Consider the following 23,532-nt stretch of genomic DNA (forward strand, 5'->3'; position numbering starts at 1 on the left):
CTTTCTTACACGCTACCATGGGACTATCAAATCAAAAAAACTCGGAGGAACAAGTATGGAAACAAAAGTTGATAATTACTTCTCACCACTTACTGAAGAAGAACAGCGACTGCGGTTGAAAAAGAAAAAATGGGCGCAAATCAGAAAAAATCGTGCGCTCTATATTATGGTATTGCCAGGTATTTTATATTTTATTATCTTTCGTTACATTCCAATGGGCGGTTTAGTCATCGCTTTTCAAGACTACCAGCCATTCTTAGGGATCTTAGGCAGTCCCTTTGTTGGGTTTACTCATTTTATTCGGCTCTTTACTGAAGATACTTTTGTGATGTTGATGCGCAACACGCTGATCATGTTTTTCTTAAATATCACGATTTCCTTCCCTTTTCCTATTTTATTGGCGCTTATGTTAAATGAAGTAAATAACCGTCGCTTGAAAAAAAGTATCCAGACGATTATTTATTTGCCTCATTTTATGTCGTGGGTGATCGTAGTTTCAATCTTCTACGTCCTGTTGACGACTGAAGGCGGTGTGATCAATAACATGATCGAAAGTCTTGGTGGGGAACGTATCCCATTCTTAACTAGCCGTACTTGGCTACGTCCAATGTACATTTTCCAAGATCTTTGGAAAGGTGCCGGTTGGGGGACGATCGTCTATCTAGCCGCTATTACCAATGTTGATGAACAGCTTTATGAAGCTGCGGATATGGATGGGGCTGGCAAACTACGTAAAATGTGGCACATCACGTTGCCGTGTATTCGTCCGACGATTGTGACCTTAATGATTTTAAAAATCGGTTCGATCTTAGATATGGGCTTTGAGCATATGTTCCTATTAATGAACTCAATGAACCGTGAGGTTGCCCAAATCTTTGATACCTTTGTCTATACCGCCGGGATTCAAAATGGTCAATTGAGTTACTCGACAGCTGTTGGGCTGTTTAAAGGTCTTGTAGGTTTGATCCTCGTTGTCTTTGCGAATCGTTTGGCGAAAAAAATTGGGGAAGATGGTATCTATTAAGAAAGAGGGGATCATATGACGATTGAGAAAATCACGAAAATCAACGATGGGCTAACCGCGTTTTTGACCCTGATCGCCCTTCATTTTCTTTGGCTAAGTGTGACACTTCTGGGGGGAATCTTTTTGGGAATCGGACCAGCCTCGTATGCCATGATGAAATATTATGATCGCTGGCTTCGTCTTCACGAACGACCGCCTTTGATCAAAAGTTTTTTCTACTATAGTAAAGAACGGTTCCGACAATCGGTGCTGATCAGTTGGTTGTTTCTCATCATTGCAGCGATCGTGATCACCAACATATTTGCGCCATTTCCATGGTTTATCCAAGTAGCGAATGTCCTCTTTTTGATTGCGTTTCTCTTTCTATTCATGCACGTGTATACCGTCATGGCAGCCACTAACTTTGTGACCGTGTTTGAGATCCTGCGAGGGAGTGCGTTGTTAGGTTTAGGCTATCTGCATTATTCGATCATTAGTTGGTCGATTTTGATCGTTGGCTATTTAGTCCTTGGCAGCTATTTCTTGAGCGGCCTCATTTTGATGGGGAGCAGCTTAGTTGGTGGTGTTTTTGCCCTTGCTGGTAAAAAAATTCTTCAAGATATCCACCCAATTGAAACAGATCAGGTGGTTTCAAAAACGGCATCGACTACGGAGCAAACCGTTGCCAGTAAAGGAGATGAGGTCATTATCTAAAGAAAACGGCTCAAAGACTTTTACTGGTCCGTGAACAAAACGGTCACTAGAAAACACCTGAAAAATAGCAGAACAAGCTGAACCCTCATGAAATACAGCCAGTAAAACGGATTCATTGAAACAGCTCTATGAATTGAGGAGACTACAATAAAAGGAAGTATCGTACATGAAGAACTATTCGAAAATTGCTTTGAACACATTATTTGAGCGCTATGACTACTTATGCAAAGAAAAAATTTATCACGGAAAATGGTCCTATGACATCGGGGTCGTTTTACAAGGCGTGAAAGAAGCCTATGAGCAAACTGGTGATAAACGCTATTTCGACTATATCCAAAACACGATGGATGTTTATATTGACGAAGACGGTTGTATCAAAAACTATCAGATGGATGCGATGAATATCGATTACATCAATAATGGCAAATGTTTATTCTTACTATACAAAGAAACAGGTGCTTCAAAATACAAGATCGCCTTGGACACGCTGTATCAACAATTACAGCAGATGCCAAGAACAAGCGAAGGCGGGTTCTGGCATAAAAAAATCTATCCGTATCAAATGTGGTTAGATGGCTTATATATGGGGGCCCCATTTTTGACAGAATACGCACTGACATTTGATAAAGAAGAAGCATTGGCAGATGTAATCAAGCAATTCACCTTATGCTTTACGCATACCCTAGATCCAAAAACGGGTCTTTTGTATCACGCGTGGGATGAACAAAAAGTCCAGCCGTGGGCAGATCCCAAGACCGGTTGTTCAAAAAATTTCTGGGGACGGTCAATGGGATGGTTCATGATGGCTCTCACAGATACGATGGTGCTATTAAAGGAATCAGAGCAGAAGAATCCATTAGAAAACATGTTTGTCTCCTGTCTAGAAGCTCTTGCTAAAGTAAGAGATCCCCAGAAAAAAGTGTGGTATCAAGTCTTAGATAAAGGCAGGGAGCGTGGGAATTATTTAGAAGCATCTGCTTCTTCAATGATTTGTTACGCAACAGCGAAAGCAGTCAAAGCAGGGATCATCGATCAAAAATGGCAAGTGTTTGCCCAAGAGACCTATCAAGGATTGCTGGACGAGTTTGTCTTTTTAACAGAAGAAGGTTGGTTGAATCTGATCAGAAACTGTGAAGTTGCTGGTCTTGGTGGACCAGATAATCGGGATGGTACGTTTGTTTACTATATCAGTGAACCCGTTATCACGAATGATTTCAAAGGATACGGTGCCTTTTTACAAGCGAGTTTACTGCTGCAACCATTAACGGAGGAAGGAAGCAAGAAATGAATATCCAATTGACTACAGCTGATTTACAAGGAAAAGAAGGTCTGTTGACAGAAGCGATTCAAGAAAAAATTGATGAATTGCATCAACAAGGAGGAGGCAGAATCACTTTTTCAGCAGGACGCTATCCGACAGGTGCGCTCTTTTTAAAAAGTAACATTGAACTTCACCTACTATTGGGGGCGACCTTAGTATTTTCTGATGATCCCAAAGACTATCCCGTCGTCGTGTCTCGCTGGGAAGGGGTCAAACGGGAAGTTTATGCCTCTTGTTTATATGCCGAGAATGCGGAAAATATCGCTGTCACAGGATTAGGAATGCTTGATGGACAAGGGCAAAGATGGTGGAAGACCTTTCGGGAAAACCGCGAACAGCTTGCTTATCCACGACCAAAATTAATCAGTTTTGACTCTTGCCAGCAGATTACGTTGAAAGATATCCGTCTTGTCGATTCACCAAGTTGGACCGTCAATCCGATTCTTTGCCAAGATCTAACGATCGATAATCTTCGCATCAAAAATCCAGCGGATTCGCCAAATACGGATGGGATCGATCCTGAATCTTGTAAAAATGTCCGCATCAGTAACTGTCATATCGATGTTGGTGATGATTGTATCGCCATCAAATCAGGAACGGAGGACACCAAAGAACGGGTCGCTTGTGAGAATATCACGATCGTAAATTGCCATATGCTTCATGGGCATGGGGCAGTCGTTCTAGGTAGTGAGATGAGCGGCGATATTCGTAATGTCACCATCAGTAATTGTATTTTTCAAGATACCGATCGTGGGATTCGGTTGAAATCCCGTCGGGGACGTGGCGGAACGATCGAAGATATTCGAGTGAATAACATTGTGATGGATAATGTTATCTGTCCATTCACTTTAAATCTTTACTATTTCTGTGGACCGAAAGGCAAAGAAAAGTATGTTTGGGATAAAAATCCGTACCCGATCACCGAGGAAACCCCTCATTTTCGGAGAATCCATTTTGCAAATATCTCGGCTCGGAATGTTCATGCGGCCGCTGGGTTTGTTTATGGCTTGGCTGAACAATTTATTTCAGATATCACTTTCCAAGATATTGCTGTCTCTATGGCTGAACACCCAATTCCAGGAAAGCCTGCAATGATGACAGGTATTGAAGAGATGACAAAACAAGGCTTTTATATTGGCTGTGGAAGGAATATTCAGTTTGATCGTATCAATTTGGAAGGCGTAACTGAAGCGTTCCATATCGAGAATAGTCGGGAAATCACCGTCACACAATCATTTGAGAATCGTCAGCCTCTGGCATTTCAAGGAGATTTTTTGTGAGGAATCCTCAGTTACTACAGCTGCTAGGTCCTGATATGAAAGTTGCACCACAAGTGGTTCAGCAAACAAAAGAGCAAGTGCAAAATTATACCTTGGAACATTTACTTCTACGATTAAATCAAGAAGAGGATGTCCCTGCATACTTTGCTTATCCCAGCTGTCAGCAACCTGTTCCACTCGTTTTGTTCAATCATTCTCATGGCGGCGACTTCACGAGGGGGAAAGAAGAACTGCGACAAAGTCCGTGTTATATGCAAAAAGAAAGCCTATTCGCGACATTTATGAAGTTGGGCGTCGCCGTTGGGGTGATCGACATGTGGGGCTTTGGCGAACGAAAAAACGGTGAGAATGATAGCTACAAGCGGTTTCTGTTGCAAGGCAAAACATTATGGGGACAACGAATCTATGACAATCAACAGTTTTTGACCTATCTTGCTTCCCGCAAAGAAGTGAAACATTTCGCTATCGCCACATTGGGACTTTCTATGGGTGGTTTGATGAGCTGGTGGTTGGCAGCGCTTGATGAACGGATATCAGTGGTGGTGGACATGGCAGCACAAGTGGACTATCAAGCATTGATCGAAGAGGACTGTCTAAGCAAACATGGGTTTTACTATTATGTTCCTAATGTGTTGAAAGACTTTACGACTGCGGCCATCCAAAAACAGATCGCACCACGCCCGCGTTTGAGTTTGGTTGGCAAAGAGGATCGTGGCTGCCCCTCAAGCGGCGTCGCTCGTTTGGATCAGCAGATCGGGCAGCATTATGAAGCAATAGGCTACAAGGAGCATTGGCAGGCGTGTTGCTTGCCAGGCGGTCATGAAGAAACCAAGGAGATGAGAGCGCAGTGGATCGAATTTCTAAAACAGCACCTCCTATCAAGCTAAAGGTTAGTAAAGAGCCGCAAAAGGGTGATTTTACGAGTATCCAAGCAGCCGTGTTGGCTGCTGAAGCCTTAAACGCACCTTGTGAGATCACGATCGCCTCTGGCGTGTATCAAGAACAGGTGAAAATCTATAAAAACCAGCTTACGTTGATCGCGGAACCCCACACGTTCTTATGCTACCACTTGGCTGCCGAGCAAACCGATGAAAATGGGCAAAAAAGAGGAACCTTTCAAACAGCGACGCTCTTTATCAATAGCCGAGAAGTCTTTGTAAAAAACCTGACCATCATCAATGACGCAGGGTATGGGCAAGCAGTCGGGCAAGCAGTTGCCGTCTATATCGAAGGGGATGACATTCGCTTCGAACGCTGTCATCTCGATGCTTTTCAAGATACCTTGTGTCTGGGTCCATTGCCAAAATATACCAAAGAAGGCGAACCAATGATCAGTCCTTGGCGAAAAACAATCTTTGACCAACAACAGAGTTTGTTTTTGCATTGCAGGATCAGTGGAACAGTCGATTTTATTTTTGGCGGTGGTTCCGCCACCTTTGAAGAGTGTCGCTTGCATTGTAAAAATACACCACAAACGAACTACGTTACTGCTGCCTCAACCAGCAAACAAGCAAGCGGGTTAACCTTCGATCGGTGCCGAGTGACAGGGGACAAAGCCTATTATTTAGGCCGTCCTTGGCGTAATGACGCCAAAGTCACCTTTTTATCCTGCTGCTTTGATCAACAGCTCGCCCCTTGCGGATGGTCTGATTGGGGAAAAACAGCAAGCCACCAAACGGTCGCGTTCACGGAGCGAATGTGTTGTTACCAAACAAGCCCCAAACGTCCTGAATGGGTGACTATCGAAGGAGTGATAGAAAAATGAGCAAGGCAAAATGGTCTGGCTGGATCGGGATGGTTCTCGCTCTGGTGTTTATGGGCGGCTTTTCCTTGGCGATCAATCAAATGACTGTCCAGCAGTTCGAAGAGATCTTTCAACGTGTGTTTCCCACTGTACTGAATCAAATGACGGCAGAAGCAGCATTGGCGCAATTTCAAACACTCGGTGCTTGGTTTGGCTTCACGCTGTTGGCACTCCTGATATTGGTTTCAGTGGCGACGATGCTGGTTCGCTATCGTAATTATCGAATGCAATCTTGTGCTATTTATTTTTTGACTGGTGTCGTGACATTGATTGGTAGTCAAATGATCGCTTTTCCGATTGCCTTTTGTTTCTTTTTAGCGGCGGGTTTTTGTTTTCTCCATCACGATGACCGACACAACAAAAAAACAACGGACACAGTCAGCAAACAAGGAGGGGTTGCATGAAGGCAATGATCAATAATCCGATTTTAAGAGGGTTTCATCCTGATCCGAGTATTTTAAAAGTCGAGGATACTTATTATTTAGCGGTTTCTTCCTTTGAGTGGTTGCCAGGAATTCGGGTCTACTGTTCTCGAGATCTAGTCAATTGGTCCCATGAAACAGATATTCTGACCAATCAGGTGGTTTTATTAGGTAACACAGCAAATTGCAGCATTTGGGCACCGCAAATCAGTTACGCAAACGGACAATACTATTGTGTCTATACAAATGTTCGCAACACGACACGTCCCTTCAAAGACTGTCGAAACTATCTCATCACGGCTCCTACGATTCATGGGCCATGGAGTGAGCCCATTTACTTAAATGGTAGTGGCTTTGATCCGTCCTTGTTTCATGATCAAGAGGGGCGTATCTGGTTATTGAATGCGCTTTGGGATTATCGTAAGGATACACCAAATAAATCGGTGGGGATCGTGCTCCAAGAATACTCTGAAGTACAAGGCCGATTGATCGGTGACAGAGTGCCAATTTTTTCTGGAACCCAGCTGGCGAAGACTGAAGCACCGCATCTTTATTACCACAATGAGTGTTATTACTTACTGACGGCAGAAGGAGGAACGGGTGCAGGTCATGCGGTAACGGTTTGTCGTAGTAAAACCATCACTGGGCCTTATGAAGTAGATCCGCATTTTCCCATGATGCGTGCCTATCAGCGCGAAGATTCCCCTTTTCAATGTACAGGTCATGGCAGTTTGACGATTGCACCATCAGGAGAATGGGTCATGAGCTATTTGATGACTCGGCCAGTAGAAGAGGCAGCGATCCTTGGACGAGAGACGGCACTCCAAACCGTCTATTGGGATCACGAAGGATGGCTGCGTCTTAGCAATGATGATACGATCCCAGATCAAACCATCAGACTCGCTAGCGACGCTCAGAAGCAAAGGGCATCACCTGCTGTTTTTATGGATGATTTTAAAGGATCATTGCAAAAAGCATGGAACGGTAGGCGATTGCTGCCCAATGAAGAGTGGTGCAATCTGAGTAAGCGACCAGGGTATTTGCGATTGATCGGCGGAGAATCGATGCAATCGAACTTTCATAAGCACTTATTGGCGATTCGTCAACAAGACTTTTGTTTTGAAGCTGAAACAGCGATGGAATACCACCCCCAATCGTTTAATCAGATGGCTGGATTGTCGCTGTTCTTAAACGAAGAAAACTATTTGTTTTTCTATGTGACTTATGATGAAAAAGACGGCAAGATCTTTCGTCTGATTCGGTGTTGTGAAGGAGAATTTCACTTGTTCCCAGATAAATTGCCCCTCGCTGCTTCAAGTGAGCCGATCGGATTGAAAGTAGTCGGTTCTTATCTAGAAGCAGAATGGTTCTATCGGCAATCACAAACGTGGCATCCCTTTAAAAAGCAAAACATCCAGTTCTTGTCTGGTGGTTTTACAGGGAATTTCATTGGAATCAGTGCCCATGATCTAGATCACTTTGCTGGAAGCTATGCCGATTTTACGTACTTTAAGTATCAAGGGAAAGATCCGCTCGATGATGATTCCCTAAAAATAGAGAAAGAAGGGTAACGAATGAAAAAGTTGAAAGTAGCAAGTTTATTATTATGTGCAGGACTGTTTTTAGCAGGCTGCGGCGATGGCGGAGGTTCATCTGATGGACCAGAAAGTGATGAAAAAACAAGTATTTCTTGGATGGCAATGCTGCATACCGCTTCACCTCCGTCTGGGGATGTAACACAACAGTTAGAAGAATATACAGGGGTCGAGATCGACTTTACATGGGTGCCGGACGCATCAAAAACAGAACGCTTGAATGCAGCATTAGCGTCAAATTCTTTAGCAGATATCGTAAGTTTGACAGAAATCAATAACACAACCGTCCGTAGTTCGCTAGCATCTGGAATGTTCTGGGATGTGGAACCCTATTTAGAAGAGTTTCCGAATCTGGCAGAAATTTCTGAGGATCGCTTAGAATCTTCTCGGATCGATGGTCATATCTATGGTGTACCGTTTCTAAAACCGATCGCTCGTTATGGTGTCCTCGTAAGAAAAGATTGGTTAGACAATTTAGGGTTGGACGTGCCATCGACTTTAGAAGAATTATCAGCTGTGGCACAAGCCTTTACAGAAGGAGACCCAGATGGCAATGGGGTAGATGACACGGTCGGATTCGTTGAACGTGATGAGTCCTTTAATGTTGGGTTCCGTTCACTTTCAGGTTACTTTGGTGCAGACAATTGGTTTACGATCACGGATGATGATGAAGTGATGCCATCCTTTATGCAACCAGAATACAAAGAAGCAATGGAATGGTTCCGTAATATCTATGATAACGGCTGGATGAATTCTGATTTTGCGGTAATGGCGAAAAATGATCAGAAGAACTATATCGTTCAAGGTCGTGGTGGGATTGTATTGAGTGGTTTGCAAGAAGTACGTAACTACATTGATGATGCAGCTGGTACTGATGAAGAGCATATGGAATGGGTCTTGATCAATGATATCGTCCATGAAAATGTGGAACGTCGTATCCTTTCTGATACCAATGGTGGAATGGGCGGTTGGTTAGCCATTCCGAAAAACAATGTTGAAACCGAAGAAGACTTACGTGTTGTTTTGAAATTTATCAACGATTTGATGGACGAAGAGCCGTTTACCTTGATGACGCAAGGGATCGAAGGGGTCCATTATGAAATTGATGATGAGGGTGTCTATGTCCGTTTAGATGATACGAAGTGGCAACAAGAAGTACAACCATTTTCTTCGTCTCGTCCATCAGAATTAGTAACAGTTTTCCCTTCAAGCAACCCATATGTCAACTTAGCCAATGAAAAGATTCGGGAAAATGAAGAGTTTGCGGTGATCAATCCTGCACAATCGCTGACCTCTGAAACCTATGATCGTTCATGGTCAAGCTTGATTGAAGGAATCTCAGACGCTTACTACCAATATATGACTGGGGAAATCGAGATCGATGGGTTTGATACAGCGATCGAAACCTTCTTAAGAAATGGTGGACAGCAAATCATTGATGAGTTCACGGAAGATTATCGTTCACAACAATAAAGGTCACAAAAGGTTCTGATCATCTGTTGAGAAGGAATGGATGAAGTGAGGAGCCGCTACTGCTGAATGATTGGAAGACCAAGACCAGTTGAAGTGATTCGCTGCTTGGTCTTCTTTTTGCTTCAAAAGCAGTGAAGAAAGGAGAAGCTATGTTTCAACTAACTGTTCGGGGGCATGATTTAAAGAATTATGGGTCCCCAGAAGAATTAGCGCAAAAAATTGCCGCCAAAAACATTCATAACATTCAATTTGCATTAAATAAATCCTTCCCGCAATGGGCAGAGCCAGAGCAATTAAGCCCTGGTTTAGGCCGCTTTTTCAAACGTGTTTTTGGTCAATCTTATGTTCAGGTCGCTTTATTGAGTTGTTATAGTAATCTGATCCATCCTGATCTGGAAAAACGGGAAGCGATTTTATCCAGATTCGAGACCTATCTCGCACATGCCAAATACTTTGATTCAGCTATGGTTGCAAGTGAAACTGGTTCGGTTTTGCCAAATATGGGGTATACCGAGGAAAATTTCAGTGACGTCGTTTTCGATGATTTGGTTCAGGTGATCAAGCGTTTGGTCCAAGTGGCTAAGAGACATCAAGTGATGCTAGGAATTGAAGCGGGCTTGAATCATCCACTATCATCGATCGATCGAATCGAAGAATTGCTGGAACGAGTACCGTCTGACTATTTAGGGATCATCTTTGATCCAACCAATCTGATTACGGCGAAGAACTATCAAGAGCAAGTCGCTTTGACAAGGGAAGCTTTTTCCCGCTTTGGTGATGCCATCGTTTGCTTGCACTTGAAGGACTATCAAGTAATCGATGGTAAAATCAAGGTAGTGCCATTGGGAGAAGGAAGGATTGATTATCAACAACTATTGGCCATCACCGCTGAATACAAGCCATTTTGTTATGTTGTGTTAGAAGGGACGACCGAAGAAGCGATGCAGCCGGCCATTTCACTGATTGAAGCATTGCAAAAGTGAGCGAGCTGTCTTTGATTGTGACTGATGAGGAAAAGCTTTGTTACAAGGAGTCACGGGAGATCAAGGAATCCTTTCCTCAACAAGCAGATTTATTTACTTACTAAAAGTTAGTGTTATACTTAAAGGTACAAGTGAACTTAACTGTTTAGAAAAGAGGAAATAGCGATGACAATGATTCAATCAACCTATCAAATCGATGCAACAGCCGCAATTGGCAAAGTCGTTTTAAAAGTAGCGAATATGGAAAAAATGAGCCGGTTTTATTCGGACGTGATTGGCCTAACTTTATTGGAGCAAAGTGTAGATCACGCGCGATTGGGCGTGGGGACACAAGAGCTTTTAGTCCTAGAGAAGGTAAGTGATCCGTTGCCTTTGACACGGAAAACAGGCCTTTTCCATACGGCGTTTCTTTTGCCTAGCCGTAAAGACCTAGGAAATATGCTGATTCATTATTTGGAGGCCAAAGCCCCTCTGGATGGTGCTAGCGATCATGGGTATAGTGAAGCGTTATACCTGACCGATCCAGAAGGAAACGGGATCGAAGTGTATCGTGACAAACCGAAGAGTGACTGGGATATTCGAGCAGACGGTGAGATCGTGGGCGTTACTATCGAAATGGACGCGCAAGGCGTGCTGGGAGCCGCTGACCGATCACAAACGACTTTTCCAGTTGGCACCACGGTGGGGCACGTCCATTTGAAAGTGGCGGATCTGGCAAAAACAGAAGAATTCTACACCGAAGTTTTAGGCATGCGTTTGACTTCAGATTTTGGTAGCCAAGCAAAGTTTTTTGCTGCTGGTTCGTATCATCACCATATCGGATCGAATATTTGGATGGGAAGAAATGTTCCAGCTATGGAGGAAAAGGATCTAGGCTTAGCGTACTTTACGATCGTTTTGCCAGCTTTGGCTTTTTCTACGTTACGAAGTCATCTAAAGGCAAGTGGCGTTTCTTATGAGTTAGAAACAGACAGCCGCTTGCATTTGACTGATCCGAATGGGATCAATCTGATCATCGAAAGAAAGAATCAGCCTTAAGATGGAGGTTTTTTCATTCATGAAATGAGAGAATAACCTATAATCAAGTAAAAGGAGAGCAAGCATGAAAAAAAACGGGGCGGGACAATCACTATTTCTAGCATTATTGATCAGCATGGGCTTATTTTTCTTTGTCCAAGGGAAACAATTAATAGAAAGTGGGGCGTCTCCTGTGATTTTTATTGCTTTTTCGGCTTTTGCAGGAATTATCGGAGTTGGTGTCTATGGTCTTCAAGCAATAATGAAGCAGCATCGGCGCAAAGCCATGGTACCAATCAAAACCAAAAAATAAAGAAACCGGCCAATCTTAAACAGGAAGATTGGTCGGTTTTTTGTTTACGCTAAGAAAAAATGGGAAATTTGGTCTGTCTCGTCCACTACATACTAATTTTCCATGTTTTCAATCGCAAATTCGATCTCATCAGGTAAGAAGCCGTTCCCTTCAAGATGAGCAGCCATATTTCTTTGACGGATCCCTAACACCCGGCGGGATTGATTGGCACGCCCTAAAGCATGGCGATACCAATCTACGTCAAGGGTCTCTAGTGCCCATTGTGTTTCCTCCGCAGTGAAACCTTCTGTTTCTAACAGTTCTGCCATCTCTTGTTTTGAATAAAAGCGACGATTTCCTTGCGCTCTAACGAGGAAAAAAGCTTCACGTTCTCGTTCTGTCGCATTGTTTTCGCGCTCATAGCGTGCTGCTACAGTCGGGGCGAGATGAAACCCTGCTAAAATCGTTTCCTCGGTCAATTCGTTATCAAACACGTAGGTTCTAAATTGAAAACGATTGTCGTTTTCCAGTTCAATCCATAGTGATTCAACCAGAAATCGATAACCGACTGGAATCGTTTCATAAACAGCATCGGCAATTTCATAAAAATAAGCGGAAACGGCTTCGTAAGGAGTCATTATCTCGGGAACGATTTCCGTCGTTTGCCCATTAAACAAAGTGATTGCGGAAGGGTAGGTCTCACCAGCATTCGTAAATGTGAGAATCTCCACTGGCTCATGTTTTGTTGAAAAGACATTCATGGTCACGCCGTTCACCAAATCAATAGTGGTCTGCCACTCGATATCTTGGTCGTCGCTTTGTTGGTGTAAACGTTCAAGTGTATCAGGCGTCAAACCAAGCTTTTCTCGTGTATCTTCATTGAACGCTTCTTCATCGGCAAGTGGAGTGTTTGCCCTAGCTGTCACTAGTGCCAAATCTTCTTCGTATTCATTGAATAATTCTTGCAATTTTGCTCGTCTACTGACGATGATGGGGCTTTCCTCATGGAGGGCAAGTAAGGCTTCGACACGGCCATTTCGAGCGGCAACCCAACTCGGCATATCCAAATGGCGAGCATCAATCGCTTCTTGGGCGAGTTCAACCATTTTTTCCGTGTTTTCAATGAATGCTGCCTTGTGTTTTGAGTTGCTGTTGACCTGCTCTAGAAAGGCCAATTCTGCTTCTTTGCCTCGAATCATCAGTTCGAGATTGTCAATACTTAACTCATAAGTCAGATTTTCTGCATGATAGGTATGTTCCCAACCTGCATCCAAAGCGGCGCCGATGCGCTCAGAAAGTTCCTCAGGACTTGCTAAATTTATCGTCCCACATCCTGAAATCAGGGATAGTATCAGTAATAATGGCAACAAAACTTGTTTTTTCATTTTTCTCCTCCTCGGGGACTCTGGTAAACTTCGCCATTTTGTTCGAATGAACGCATCAGATCGAGCACTTTCTTGGGTATAAACATAGCCACAATACAAGGGACATCAACTGAGCCCCCAAAGTTAGACCAAAAAACCTAACTTTTTGAGGTCACTACAACAGCATATGGGCATCGCGATGTCCTTTTCTTCGCTAGTTTTTAGTTACCCATGTTTGTCATTGCGTAGTCGATTTGTTCTTCTGAAAAGTCTTCAAAAGTCAATAACCGGCGAATGTTGTCTGGAGGAAGACTCATCAAGGAATGGTAACTATTTGCTTTCTTCAACGCCTGCTCGTTCCAATCAATCGTGAGCTGATCAACTGCCCATTGCGCATCATTATGGGTAAACCCTTCAAATTCTAATTGTTGGATCAATCGTGCACGTGAGAAAGCCATGAGGTTCGTATAGGATTCGGCACGTGCGATCGCTCGTCTTTGTTCTGAAGCTCCTTCATTCTCGGTCTGAGTTTGTTCGTCCTGGTTTTGCTGGCTTTGCTCTTGCTGCAAAGCCGTAGTTGCTTCTTGTTTGGCGTTTGCTTCTTGAAGCTGTTGATACACGGTAGTGACCATGTCTTGATCAATGTCATGATCAAAGCCATAGGTCATCACCGCCAGCTGATGTTCATCTGAAGATTGATCGAATCGATTCATAAACATCAACGATTCACGAGGAATATTTACGACCAGCCCTCGTAAAATCGTTTCATAGAATGCAGCTTTTTGCTCGTCGGCAGTTTCCCGATTAAGAACAGTAAATCCAGATGCGTACTCCTCTTCGGGCTTCGAAAAAACGAAGACGTCAACATTCATTTCACTTGTGTGGTAAACAGTGGCGGTGAGTTCGTCGTCAAGTTTGATCCTGCGATGAAGAGTTAGCTCATCTTCGGTGAGCTGCTGAAGCTGCGCAATATCGTCTGCCAAAAGCCCCAGCTTTTGACGCGGGTCGGCTTCAGGAATCGTTTCGTTTGCTACCTCCAGTAGACGGTTGAGGTTGTCTTGATTACTGAGAATGATAGGGCTCCGTTCATGAATCGCAGCCAGAGCCTGGCTATAACCAATGCGGGCAGCAAACCAAGCAGGGACATCGATCCGACGCTCCACTAACGCTCGTTCAGCGGTTGCCATCAAATCAATTGTGTGGCTGATTAACTGATAAAGATCTTCGTCGGAAGAATCAAGCTCTTCCAAAATAGCCAATTCGGCTTGACTGCCGGCAATCAACAACTCTAAGGTTGCTGGGTGATAATAGGCCCAGCCCGTTCCGGATTGGTTTGTATATTCCAGTCGTGCGTCGATGCCAAGTGCAACGGTCTCTGACAGTTCTTCATCTGCCTTTGCGCAACCGATAAGTAAAATAACGAATGACAATAGGGTGATCAGTACTCTTTTTTTCATTAGGCTCCTTCTTTCTATCGAAAGTAACTGAGAAAACGGTCGGAAGAGGTTTGTTTATCTGGGGGAAGGAGGAGAGAAGGTGAATGGGAAAAATGCTGAAAAGATTTTTCATCACCAGTAAATTCAGGCAACTGTTTCTGATCCGCCAATAAGAAAAAGCGGAGCATCGAACCAGCTTTTGAGAATAATTGTTATATTATTCATTTTATATGAAAAATAGTGTGAAATGCAATGATAAAAGAGTTTTTATCGATTTTTACATTTGGGAAAGGAAGCTTCGTATCAACTTTCTAGGAGTAGACGCTCAAGGTCAAAGCGATCGAAAGAATTCATCGAAGGATCGCCATGGGGAATCTTTTGAGCAAACAAAAAAACAGCTTCCCATAATGGGGAAGCTGTAAGGATGCGGAAAATGGGATTTGAACCCACACGAGCGATTGCTCACAAGACCCTCAATCTTGCACGTCTGCCATTCCGTCATTTCCGCAAATACTATAGAAGGAAACGCAGGCTGAGGTAGTTCTGTCACGCCGCGTCTAGAAAATATCTTACCTGATTTTCAACAGGTTTGTCAATAACTTTTCCTAATGCTATTTGAAAGAATTTTCAGACTTTAGATTGCATTTTTTTCCATAAAAGGTATGCTAAAAGAATGAATAATTATTTTTTTGAGAGGAGAGCAAATGAACTACTTTAAAAACCAGTTAGCTAAATCTGTCAAACAGAAAACGTTCCTCTTCCTGCTCATTGGTGCCTTTAGTTTAGGTTGCTGTTTTTCCATTTATTTGAAGCTGATGGAACCCATCAACTTAACCGCCACGATCACTGCAGAAAAAGCGGAAGCCTCACGGCTTGTTGATCGCTACCAAGCCAATCAGTCGGGTTCACCTGCTGAACAAGAGGTGTATCAACTTTTGCTTGAAAACAATACACTGACTTCGCGACAGTTATCCAACTTGATTATGGAAGAATACGAACGATTTAATCAAACGAGTATTCAAATTGCAGAACTAAAAAAGCAGATTTGGGCGTCAGAAGTTGATGACAAAGGATTTTTGCCACCTTTATGGGCAATCGAACAAGATCAGAAGGTCTATCAAGCTTTAGTCGAGCAAGAAAAAGAGCCGGTCCTCACTGCTGCCAATGCCCAGACCGCTGTCGCTTTGGCAATAACGTTTTTGCTGAATTTTGGCTTCTTCTTTTGGGCTTTTTTTGCCAGTGACAATTTGATAGAAGAAAGAGAACACTTCTCTTTGATTCGCTCGTACCCGCAGATTTTTCCGATTCGGATGTTAAGTAAAATTGTGGTTAAAGGGATTACAAATTTAGGCGTTTTGATTGTGTTCTTCTTAGGCGTCTTTCTTTCAATGAGCCTTCTGGGGGAGTTCGGGGATTGGCAGTATCCAGTAGCCGTCTATCTCAATGGGGATTGGGTAGCCTTACCTTTTTGGCAGAGCGTTTTATATAGCCTGGTTTCTTTTGGCTTGCTGATTGGTTTGATCGAATGCTTAGGTTTTGTCATGAACATGATCGCAGCCAATCGATACGTCTCTTTCTTTTTGCTGGTGCTTTTTTATGGGCTCGGCTTGATTCCGATGCTGCAAAAGATCCCACTGTTACCAGTTCATATAGCTGCTATGGATAAATTTTATTCGGGCGCCTTTGCATTGGGTTCTGGTACTTCTTGGGGAGTCTATGCTAGTTGGCTGCTGACGGTGGTGTGGATCTTCCTTTGTATAGCTTTGATGCTCGTTGCGGATAAACAGAATCGCTTGTTGAGAGGAGGCAAAGGATGAAAGACTATTTTTTATTTGAATTACGACAACTCTTAAAGAGCAAGAAAACTATTGGTCTTTTTTGCTTGCTTCTTATCTATAGCGGCGTTTACAGTTTTTGGCAAAAAGATTTTCGCCCGATTGAACGAGTAGATAAAACAGAAATGCAACAACGCTATACTGTGCGACAAGATTTTCTTGATCAACAAGCAGCCAATCCTTCTGACCATTGGTCGGCAAGCTTAGCAGTTGAAATGTTTACCCCATGGAACGAAGCGGAAAAACAACGATTAGATGCACTAGCTGATGAAAACTGGCAAGCTTATGCACGAGGAACAACTACGTGGTACCAGTTGGCGTTGCAGTTTACCGATGAACGAAATGTTTTTTATACACCGGATTATTATACGTTTCAAAATTACTACGCTGCCTATGACGGTCGCTTTGGTTATGCTTCAACCGCTAAGCTTATGGAAGCCTTCAGCCAGTTGCCGAATAAGAAACTCTCGCAAGCAGTCATGGAGCAAAAAACGGGGATACAGGCATTGCAGCGAAGTTTTACTGGATATTTACCGATTCTATTGCTTGCTGTTTCTTTATTTCTGGCGATCGATTGTTTGCCAAAAGAACGAAGACATAAATCCCTATTTCTTTCACTGCCATTATCGGCAGAAGAGATCCTTTGGAGCAAAACGGCAGTATTGATGGTCGGTTCTGCAATTGCAACGCTTGGGACCATGTTCTTTCTCTGGTTGGGTTCTGGCATTCAATTCGGCTTTGGTTCCCTGGAACTACCGGTCACGATTTTATCACCGACCTTTGATGCTCGCTACCCGATCACAGATTTCAACGCTTTTGAAACACAAGCCATCGGTCTTTTTATAGGCCAATGTTTTCTTGCGACGCTTTTTTTGCAGTTTATTTATTGTCGCGGCATCTTGTTGTTCAGTGCCCTGTTTCGCTCAGAACTGGTTAATTTGCTTTTGGCTGGTTTTTGCTTGCTTTCACCCTATATTTTCCAAAGACGTTGGTTCAGTGCTTACCTTGATAAAACGCTGTATGTCTATCTGTATCAAAATGTGGGACAAGTCCTTTCAGGCTGGACACGTTTTTATTTTGGTTCTGCAGGGTTTACGATGGAAAAAGGGTTGCTTTTATTAGGAGGCGTTTGGCTTCTGATCGAAATGTGTTTCTTCGTGACGATCCAACGCAAAAAATTTCATTTGGCATAGGAGGAACGATATGTTAGAACTGAAAAATGTGACGGTCACGTATACGAGAAAAGTATTGGATCAGCTTTCCATTGCCTTTTCTCCCGGGGAAATCGTCGGGTTAGTCGCCCCTAACGGCACCGGGAAATCCACGCTATTGAATGTGGCGATGAATTTCATCCAGCCGAATGAAGGCGCAGTATTTTTGAATGGCAGTCAAGTATATGTGACCAAAAAATCAGAAGTGGCAGCGCATCAACAAATTTCGTTTTTTCCTGACCAAAATGATTTGTACAATGATTTGAGTGGTTTCGAGCATCTCAAGCTGTATCAGCGAATGTGGCGTTCAGAGGAACACTTAGTGGAAGAAACGATTGATCGTTTGCGGATGAGTGACTATATCAAACGTCCTGTGGGTACCTATTCGCTGGGCATGCGGCAACGTCTTTGTTTTGCGATGCAGATCGTGACGGATACGCCTTATATGCTGATGGATGAAGTCATGAATGGCTTGGATCCGACCAATGTGGAATTGATCTCTAACGTATTAAAAGCCTTGCGAGCGCAAAAGAAAGCGATCGTGATTGCTTCGCATATTTTGACGAATTTGGATTCCTACGCGGATCGGGTCTTGTTTTTAAAAGACGGCAAGATCATTCACGAATACTTTGGTCGCAAGTCGTTAGTCAATCAACCGTTGTACTTAAAAACGGACTCGGCAGATTTTTTGGTGGCTTTTCCAGAATTAACGACGGTGACCATCGATCTGCAAGGACGGATCTATCTGGTAGAAATCAGCGATTCTCAGCTACCGCAACGGTTTATCGCTGCAGGGATCACTGATTTTTCTGTGGGGCACTTGGCACTAAATGAATTGTATTTGACGTATTTTCCTGAAAATCACTGACTGCCGCACTATTTACGAGATGAGAGCGGGACAAGCACAGATGAAGGAGAAGCAAAAAAATTTCGCCATAGGTAAAAGTTTTTTGCTATAATAGGTTCAATCTGAAAAGAGATCAACGACGAGAACCAATAACCTGACGTTGACCTATGGTTAAAGGAGAAATGGAATATGAAGAAATTTTCGAAGTCGTCAAAACTTGAAGGGGTCAGTTATGATGTGCGCGGCCCAGTTTTAGAAGAAGCCGATCGGATGCAAGAAGAAGGCATCAGTATCTTGAAATTAAATACGGGGAATCCCGCGCCTTTTGGGTTCGAAGCCCCAAATGAGATCGTTAGAGACCTGATTATGAACGTGCGAGAATCGGAAGGATATTCTGATTCGAAAGGGATTTTTTCTGCCCGTAAAGCGATCGAACAATATTATCAATTACAGAAATTTCCTGATGTGACCATCAATGATATTTACACAGGTAATGGTGTTTCCGAGCTGATCACGATGTGTATGCAGGGCCTATGTAACAATGGGGACGAAGTGCTCGTGCCGATGCCTGACTATCCTTTGTGGACTGCTTCGATCTCATTAGCTGGCGGAAAGCCCGTCCATTATATTTGTGATGAACAAGCAGATTGGAATCCTGATATCGAGGACATCAAAGCTAAGGTCACCAGCAAAACCAAAGCGATCGTCATTATTAATCCGAACAATCCAACAGGAGCCGTTTATCCAAAAGAAATTTTGGAGCAAATCGTCGACGTTGCTCGTGAGCATGACTTGATCATTTTCTCTGATGAGATCTATGACCGATTAGTCATGGATGATTATGTCCATGTGCCGATTGCTACATTAGCGCCAGATCGATTCGTTGTGACGCTAGGTGGCTTGTCTAAGTCTCATCGAGTGGCAGGTTTCCGTGTGGGCTGGATGGTCCTCAGTGGCGACAAGTCCCATGTGAAAGACTATATCGAAGGCTTGAATATGCTATCTTCGATGCGACTGTGTTCGAATGTCTTATCGCAACAAATCGTTCAGACCGCATTAGGAGGCTATCAAAGTTCTGATGAGTTACTATTACCAGGTGGTCGTATTTATGAACAAAGAGCGTTTATCCACAAGGCAATCAATGACATTCCGGGATTGTCAGCGGTGAAACCGAAAGCCGCCTTTTATATTTTCCCTAAAATTGATATTCAACGCTTTAATATCACCAATGATGAACAATTTGTTTTAGACTTTTTACACGAGCACCACATCTTGCTGGTTCACGGCGGTGGGTTCAACTGGCAACAGCCAGATCATTTCCGAATCGTTTATCTTCCTAATATGGAAGACTTAAAAACGACTGCTGAAAAAATGACAGAATTTTTGGCGTCCTATCGTCAGAAATAAAAATATAAAAAAGCACCGCTCCTTCAACAACCGTGAGGGAGTGGTGCTTATGTTTTTATTCGGCAACTGGTTGACAAATTTTTTTGCTCACAATCATTCGATTGGTAAATTTATCCAGCATTTCAGCACTAGGATCGGTGACTTGAACCAGAACAGAGTTCTCATATTCTCGTTCGATGATCCCTTGATACTTCTTGCCATCCCATGTAAAAAAGATCGTACTGTCGATCGTCATCTTAACACCTCATTTGAAATTGTGGAAAAATAACAAGACATTCTTGAAATTGCTTTCCTTTTTGTCATTATGTGCTAAAATAAAGAAAATTAAAAATGCGAATTCGCATTTTTGACAAGAAACGTTCGGTTTTTATAAGAATTCCCCCTGGAGGACAATTATGAAGAAAAAAGAAGAATCTTTTGGTCAAAATATCCGTTCGATTCGGTTGAAACGAAAGATGACACAGAAGATGTTAGCGGAAGATATTTGTTCGCAAAGTGTTTTAAGCCGTATTGAAAACAACGAAGAGTTGCCGAATGTCTGGGTGATGTACCAAATCTGCCAACGCTTAGGAGTCACCTTAGATCAAGTAATGATGCTTCATTCGGAAGAGATCAACAAAACCAATCAAATCTTTGCCGAAATCGAATCACATTTTGTCCATAAGCAGTTTCAAGAAATGCGGGAAAAAATGGAAGATAAGGCGATCAAGGATTATTTGTATCTGGATTCAGATATGCAAATGTATTACTACTATCTAGGCAGCTGTGATTATTTCCTCGATCAAAACTATGATGCCGCCCTTGAGGCGCTGAAAAAAGGATTGGCCTACTCCTATCAACAGGATAAGACCAATGTGTCGGTGATGGAAATTCGTATCCTGAGCTGCATGGGTCGCGTCTATAGTGATTTGCTGCAACTGGGTGAGGCTCGTTTTTACTTAGAAAAAGCTTACGATGCCATGCACGCACTGCCGCCGGAACGTCTCTCCACATCATTGACCAAAATTTACTACAATTATGCGGTCTTTTTAAAGGAGCAACAAGAAGATTGCCTCGCGCTAAAGGTAACGAACGAAGGCATTTCCTTAGCCAGAGAAAAAAACAGTTTGTATTTTCTAGAAGAATTGTTTGAACTGAAGGGACACTTACTTTATAGACTGAAAGAAGAAAATGCAGCCGAAAAAAGTTTTCAGCTGTATCGTGCTGTCATGGATATTCGCCAATCTGACAAAGTGGTGTAGACCTTTCTTGACTTCTTCCCTAAATAAGAGTACTTTTAAGGAAGAAAAGAAATAGAGGAGCGATCAAGATGAATAAATATATTTACGCAGACAAATTCTTTCTAAAATCAGCGGTTCATGGCCCTGGTTACCTGGAGGTCAAAGAGGGGAAATTCGGAGCGATCGTCGATGAAGTCCCTTCTGGTGCAGACGTAGAAGATTATTCAGGCAAATGGGTAGCACCGGGTCTTGTGGATACTCATATCCACGGATTTATGAACCATGATGTGATGGACAACGATGCAGAAGGCATTAAAGCCATGTCGGAAGGCCTTTTATCATGTGGTGTGACTTCCTTCTTGCCAACAACCTTAACATCCAGCAAAGAACGGTTGCGGGATGTTGCTGAAACCGTTGGGAAAGTCAAAGACGAAGTTACAGGAGCAAAAATCCAAGGGATCTATTTTGAAGGCCCATTCTTTACTGAAGAACATAAAGGTGCACAAAATCCAATTTATTTTGGTGATCCTGATATCGATACCTTCCATGAATGGCAAGAAGCTTCTGGTGGAATTATCAAAAAAATCGCCTTGGCTCCTGAGCGAGAAGGTGTGAGTGAGTTTGTTTCGCAAGTGACGGAAGAAGGCGTAGTGGTTGCTCTAGGCCATAGTAACGGTACATTACAAGAAGCGCAAACAGCAGTTGAAGCTGGTGCTAGCGTTTTTGTTCATGCATTCAACGGTATGCGCGGATTAAACCATCGCGAGCCTGGAATGGTTGGTGCCCTACTTTCATTAAAAGAAGTTTTTTCAGAGTTGATTTGTGATGGCCACCATGTGCATCCTCAAGCAGCTGAGATTTTGATGGAAAAAGCTGGTCACGACCATGTTGCCTTGATCACTGACTGTATGATGGCTGGCGGCATGCCAGATGGTGATTATATTTTAGGTGAATTTCCAGTAGTGGTGAAAGACGGAACGGCTCGAATGGAAACTGGCAATCTTGCTGGTAGTATTTTGAAACTAAAAGAAGCTGTGAAAAATGTAGTAGACTGGGGAATCGCTACCCCTCAAGAAGCGGTCATGATGGCCAGCTTGATTCCAGCAATCAGCTGTAAAATTGACCATGCTTGCGGCATGATCAAACAAGGTCGCCCAGCTGACTTTATTGTTTTGGATCAAGAAATGAATGTAACAGCCACCTATTTAGATGGCGTCTGCCGCTACCAGGCGTAAAATAAAACAATCTGCTTAAAGAAACAAGAAGAGAGCTTCTCTTGATCTGTTTTTTGAGCAGATTTTTTTGTTTTCAGTTATGATGAAAGAAAACGACATCCTATGAAGGAGATGATGGGGATTTGAAGACGATTTTAGTTACCGGCGCCAATGCCGGTATGGGCTTTGCAACAGCCAAACAATTGGCAGAATTGGGGATGCATGTGATTTTGTATTGCCGTTCTGCCGAACGAGGGCAGGCAGCACAGCAACGTTTGAAGGAAGATACAGGCAATCCAAGCATCGATCTAGTGATCGGTGATTTGGGGTCGTTGGCTAGCGTACGCAAGTCAGCCGCTGAAATCAACGCCCGCTTTGAGAAATTGGATGTACTGATCAATAATGCAGGCATCGTCAATTTAAAAAAAGAGCGAACAGCCGATGGATTTGAACAAATGCTGGGCGTAAACTACGTGGGGCATTTTGAACTGACCCGTCAGTTATTGCCGCTAATAAAACGTGCCGATGCCGGCAGGGTCGTCAATGTGTCATCCGGCGCCTACAAATTTGTAAAGAAAAAAGATCAGCGCTTTTTCGATGTACCGGATTTTTTCCCTTGGCGGGAATATGGCCGCTCAAAAAAAGCCCTGATTTTATTTACGGATGCGCTTGCGTTTCAGCTACGCAATACGACCGTTACTGCTAATTCCTTGCATCCGGGAGCTGTGGCGACCAGCTTAGGGGTCAGTCGACAAACAGGATTTGGTCAATCTATTTATAAAATGTTGACGCCTTTTTTTAAAACAGCCGAAGAAGGGGCAGATACAGCGATTTACTTAGCGCTAAGTCCAGACGTTGCGGGTATCAGTGGCCGCTACTTTGTTGATCGTCAAGCAGTCCTAACCGAGATCCCGAAGGAGCAGCAACAAGCACAGAAACTATGGCAAGAAACGCAACAAAGAATTGCGGACCACACAAAATGATTTGTTTTGCTTTTGCCAATCTGGATCACTTTGAATAAATGACTTGTTTTTTAGCAGCACGACCTTGTGCTGCTTTTTTGCGGTTTCTTTCAAGGGAAAAAGTGTGATACA

Annotated in this window: 22 protein-coding genes and 1 tRNA gene; 19 read left to right on the forward strand and 4 right to left on the reverse strand. The window is 43.2% G+C overall.

What is annotated here, in order from left to right; translation table 11 throughout:
• Window positions 1–55: 55 nt before the first annotated feature.
• The 12 genes from IGI86_RS06660 (at window position 56) to IGI86_RS06715 (ending at window position 11,925) form a co-directional block, all read left to right on the forward strand.
• Entirely contained in the window at window positions 56–1,024 is a 969-nt protein-coding gene (locus tag IGI86_RS06660; RefSeq protein WP_008381525.1) for an ABC transporter permease, read from the forward strand.
• Window positions 1,025–1,039: 15 nt separating this feature from the next.
• A complete protein-coding gene (locus tag IGI86_RS06665) occupies window positions 1,040–1,717 on the forward strand; it encodes a YesL family protein (RefSeq protein WP_194199470.1) in 678 nt (225 codons plus the stop codon).
• Window positions 1,718–1,883: 166 nt separating this feature from the next.
• Window positions 1,884–3,005 carry a glycoside hydrolase family 88/105 protein gene (locus IGI86_RS06670; protein WP_430617835.1) on the forward strand — a complete coding sequence of 374 codons (1,122 nt, stop codon included), beginning with the start codon at window positions 1,884–1,886 and terminating at the stop codon, window positions 3,003–3,005.
• The gene (locus IGI86_RS06675; protein WP_373193282.1) at window positions 3,002–4,318 is read left to right on the forward strand and encodes a glycoside hydrolase family 28 protein; all 1,317 of its coding nucleotides are present in this window, start codon (window positions 3,002–3,004) and stop codon (window positions 4,316–4,318) included. Before IGI86_RS06670 ends, IGI86_RS06675 begins: the two co-directional genes overlap by 4 nt.
• On the forward strand, window positions 4,315–5,205 hold the full coding sequence (locus tag IGI86_RS06680) for a dienelactone hydrolase family protein (protein WP_061053997.1): 891 nt from the start codon (window positions 4,315–4,317) through the stop codon (window positions 5,203–5,205). The genes IGI86_RS06675 and IGI86_RS06680 overlap by 4 nt, the downstream gene beginning before the upstream one ends.
• Complete coding sequence (locus tag IGI86_RS06685) at window positions 5,166–6,083, forward strand: pectinesterase family protein (protein WP_430617836.1); 918 nt, start codon at window positions 5,166–5,168, stop codon at window positions 6,081–6,083. The genes IGI86_RS06680 and IGI86_RS06685 overlap by 40 nt, the downstream gene beginning before the upstream one ends.
• Complete coding sequence (locus IGI86_RS06690) at window positions 6,080–6,526, forward strand: DUF4064 domain-containing protein (protein ID WP_430617837.1); 447 nt, start codon at window positions 6,080–6,082, stop codon at window positions 6,524–6,526. The genes IGI86_RS06685 and IGI86_RS06690 overlap by 4 nt, the downstream gene beginning before the upstream one ends.
• Complete coding sequence (locus IGI86_RS06695) at window positions 6,523–8,115, forward strand: glycoside hydrolase family 43 protein (protein ID WP_430617838.1); 1,593 nt, start codon at window positions 6,523–6,525, stop codon at window positions 8,113–8,115. Before IGI86_RS06690 ends, IGI86_RS06695 begins: the two co-directional genes overlap by 4 nt.
• Window positions 8,116–8,118: 3 nt before the next feature.
• Window positions 8,119–9,612 (forward strand): extracellular solute-binding protein, encoded by a 1,494-nt coding sequence (locus IGI86_RS06700; protein ID WP_086317253.1) that lies wholly within the window; start codon window positions 8,119–8,121, stop codon window positions 9,610–9,612.
• 149 nt (window positions 9,613–9,761) lie between these two features.
• The gene (locus IGI86_RS06705; RefSeq protein WP_430617839.1) at window positions 9,762–10,595 is read left to right on the forward strand and encodes a sugar phosphate isomerase/epimerase family protein; all 834 of its coding nucleotides are present in this window, start codon (window positions 9,762–9,764) and stop codon (window positions 10,593–10,595) included.
• A 165-nt stretch (window positions 10,596–10,760) separates the two neighbouring features.
• Window positions 10,761–11,633: a VOC family protein gene (locus IGI86_RS06710; protein ID WP_430617840.1), complete on the forward strand. Its 873-nt coding sequence runs from the start codon at window positions 10,761–10,763 to the stop codon at window positions 11,631–11,633.
• A gap of 64 nt (window positions 11,634–11,697) precedes the next feature.
• Entirely contained in the window at window positions 11,698–11,925 is a 228-nt protein-coding gene (locus IGI86_RS06715; RefSeq protein WP_005229963.1) for a hypothetical protein, read from the forward strand.
• A 92-nt stretch (window positions 11,926–12,017) separates the two neighbouring features.
• On the opposite strand, the gene IGI86_RS06720 is transcribed toward IGI86_RS06715, so the two are convergent.
• The 3 genes from IGI86_RS06720 to IGI86_RS06730 form a co-directional block, all read right to left on the reverse strand.
• Entirely contained in the window at window positions 12,018–13,289 is a 1,272-nt protein-coding gene (locus tag IGI86_RS06720; protein ID WP_430617841.1) for a hypothetical protein, read from the reverse strand.
• A gap of 200 nt (window positions 13,290–13,489) precedes the next feature.
• A complete protein-coding gene (locus tag IGI86_RS06725) occupies window positions 13,490–14,725 on the reverse strand; it encodes an Ltp family lipoprotein (RefSeq protein ID WP_430617842.1) in 1,236 nt (411 codons plus the stop codon).
• A gap of 404 nt (window positions 14,726–15,129) precedes the next feature.
• Window positions 15,130–15,212 (reverse strand) — tRNA-Leu (locus tag IGI86_RS06730).
• A 196-nt stretch (window positions 15,213–15,408) separates the two neighbouring features.
• Here IGI86_RS06730 and IGI86_RS06735 point away from each other — a divergent pair.
• The 4 genes from IGI86_RS06735 (at window position 15,409) to IGI86_RS06750 (ending at window position 20,004) form a co-directional block, all read left to right on the forward strand.
• A complete protein-coding gene (locus IGI86_RS06735; RefSeq protein WP_430617843.1) occupies window positions 15,409–16,521 on the forward strand; it encodes a hypothetical protein in 1,113 nt (370 codons plus the stop codon).
• Window positions 16,518–17,732: an ABC transporter permease subunit gene (locus IGI86_RS06740; protein WP_005236453.1), complete on the forward strand. Its 1,215-nt coding sequence runs from the start codon at window positions 16,518–16,520 to the stop codon at window positions 17,730–17,732. The genes IGI86_RS06735 and IGI86_RS06740 overlap by 4 nt, the downstream gene beginning before the upstream one ends.
• A 10-nt stretch (window positions 17,733–17,742) precedes the next feature.
• The gene (locus IGI86_RS06745; RefSeq protein WP_144330945.1) at window positions 17,743–18,618 is read left to right on the forward strand and encodes an ABC transporter ATP-binding protein; all 876 of its coding nucleotides are present in this window, start codon (window positions 17,743–17,745) and stop codon (window positions 18,616–18,618) included.
• Between the two features lie 168 nt (window positions 18,619–18,786).
• The gene (locus IGI86_RS06750; RefSeq protein WP_005236450.1) at window positions 18,787–20,004 is read left to right on the forward strand and encodes a pyridoxal phosphate-dependent aminotransferase; all 1,218 of its coding nucleotides are present in this window, start codon (window positions 18,787–18,789) and stop codon (window positions 20,002–20,004) included.
• Window positions 20,005–20,059: 55 nt separating this feature from the next.
• Here the strand turns inward: IGI86_RS06750 and IGI86_RS06755 are convergent, their stop codons facing one another.
• Window positions 20,060–20,239 carry a hypothetical protein gene (locus IGI86_RS06755; protein WP_005236448.1) on the reverse strand — a complete coding sequence of 60 codons (180 nt, stop codon included), beginning with the start codon at window positions 20,237–20,239 and terminating at the stop codon, window positions 20,060–20,062.
• A 160-nt stretch (window positions 20,240–20,399) separates the two neighbouring features.
• On the opposite strand from IGI86_RS06755, the gene IGI86_RS06760 reads away from it, so the two are divergent.
• The 3 genes from IGI86_RS06760 to IGI86_RS06770 all read left to right on the forward strand — a co-directional run bounded on the left by IGI86_RS06760 (window position 20,400) and on the right by IGI86_RS06770 (window position 23,421).
• Window positions 20,400–21,245 (forward strand): helix-turn-helix domain-containing protein, encoded by an 846-nt coding sequence (locus tag IGI86_RS06760; protein ID WP_008381491.1) that lies wholly within the window; start codon window positions 20,400–20,402, stop codon window positions 21,243–21,245.
• Window positions 21,246–21,313: 68 nt separating this feature from the next.
• Entirely contained in the window at window positions 21,314–22,459 is a 1,146-nt protein-coding gene (nagA, locus tag IGI86_RS06765; protein ID WP_005236444.1) for an N-acetylglucosamine-6-phosphate deacetylase, read from the forward strand.
• A gap of 122 nt (window positions 22,460–22,581) precedes the next feature.
• Window positions 22,582–23,421: an SDR family oxidoreductase gene (locus tag IGI86_RS06770; protein WP_430617844.1), complete on the forward strand. Its 840-nt coding sequence runs from the start codon at window positions 22,582–22,584 to the stop codon at window positions 23,419–23,421.
• The last annotated feature ends 111 nt before the right edge of the window (window positions 23,422–23,532 follow it).

It is taken from the genome of Enterococcus sp. AZ188, assembly GCF_050544075.1.
In the GTDB taxonomy this organism is placed as follows: domain Bacteria; phylum Bacillota; class Bacilli; order Lactobacillales; family Enterococcaceae; genus Enterococcus_D; species Enterococcus_D entomosocium.

What these genes read in the sequence shown, in the direction of transcription:
- IGI86_RS06660 (WP_008381525.1), top strand. Translation starts at nt 56, where the DNA reads ATGGAAACAAAAGTTGATAATTACTTCTCACCACTTACTGAAGAAGAA.
- IGI86_RS06665 (WP_194199470.1), top strand. Translation starts at nt 1,040, where the DNA reads ATGACGATTGAGAAAATCACGAAAATCAACGATGGGCTAACCGCGTTT.
- IGI86_RS06670 (WP_430617835.1), top strand. Translation starts at nt 1,884, where the DNA reads ATGAAGAACTATTCGAAAATTGCTTTGAACACATTATTTGAGCGCTAT.
- IGI86_RS06675 (WP_373193282.1), top strand. Translation starts at nt 3,002, where the DNA reads ATGAATATCCAATTGACTACAGCTGATTTACAAGGAAAAGAAGGTCTG.
- IGI86_RS06690 (WP_430617837.1), top strand. Translation starts at nt 6,080, where the DNA reads ATGAGCAAGGCAAAATGGTCTGGCTGGATCGGGATGGTTCTCGCTCTG.
- IGI86_RS06695 (WP_430617838.1), top strand. Translation starts at nt 6,523, where the DNA reads ATGAAGGCAATGATCAATAATCCGATTTTAAGAGGGTTTCATCCTGAT.
- IGI86_RS06700 (WP_086317253.1), top strand. Translation starts at nt 8,119, where the DNA reads ATGAAAAAGTTGAAAGTAGCAAGTTTATTATTATGTGCAGGACTGTTT.
- IGI86_RS06705 (WP_430617839.1), top strand. Translation starts at nt 9,762, where the DNA reads ATGTTTCAACTAACTGTTCGGGGGCATGATTTAAAGAATTATGGGTCC.
- IGI86_RS06710 (WP_430617840.1), top strand. Translation starts at nt 10,761, where the DNA reads ATGACAATGATTCAATCAACCTATCAAATCGATGCAACAGCCGCAATT.
- IGI86_RS06715 (WP_005229963.1), top strand. Translation starts at nt 11,698, where the DNA reads ATGAAAAAAAACGGGGCGGGACAATCACTATTTCTAGCATTATTGATC.
- IGI86_RS06720 (WP_430617841.1), bottom strand. Translation starts at nt 13,289, where the DNA reads ATGAAAAAACAAGTTTTGTTGCCATTATTACTGATACTATCCCTGATT.
- IGI86_RS06725 (WP_430617842.1), bottom strand. Translation starts at nt 14,725, where the DNA reads ATGAAAAAAAGAGTACTGATCACCCTATTGTCATTCGTTATTTTACTT.
- IGI86_RS06735 (WP_430617843.1), top strand. Translation starts at nt 15,409, where the DNA reads ATGAACTACTTTAAAAACCAGTTAGCTAAATCTGTCAAACAGAAAACG.
- IGI86_RS06740 (WP_005236453.1), top strand. Translation starts at nt 16,518, where the DNA reads ATGAAAGACTATTTTTTATTTGAATTACGACAACTCTTAAAGAGCAAG.
- IGI86_RS06745 (WP_144330945.1), top strand. Translation starts at nt 17,743, where the DNA reads ATGTTAGAACTGAAAAATGTGACGGTCACGTATACGAGAAAAGTATTG.
- IGI86_RS06750 (WP_005236450.1), top strand. Translation starts at nt 18,787, where the DNA reads ATGAAGAAATTTTCGAAGTCGTCAAAACTTGAAGGGGTCAGTTATGAT.
- IGI86_RS06755 (WP_005236448.1), bottom strand. Translation starts at nt 20,239, where the DNA reads ATGACGATCGACAGTACGATCTTTTTTACATGGGATGGCAAGAAGTAT.
- IGI86_RS06760 (WP_008381491.1), top strand. Translation starts at nt 20,400, where the DNA reads ATGAAGAAAAAAGAAGAATCTTTTGGTCAAAATATCCGTTCGATTCGG.
- nagA (WP_005236444.1), top strand. Translation starts at nt 21,314, where the DNA reads ATGAATAAATATATTTACGCAGACAAATTCTTTCTAAAATCAGCGGTT.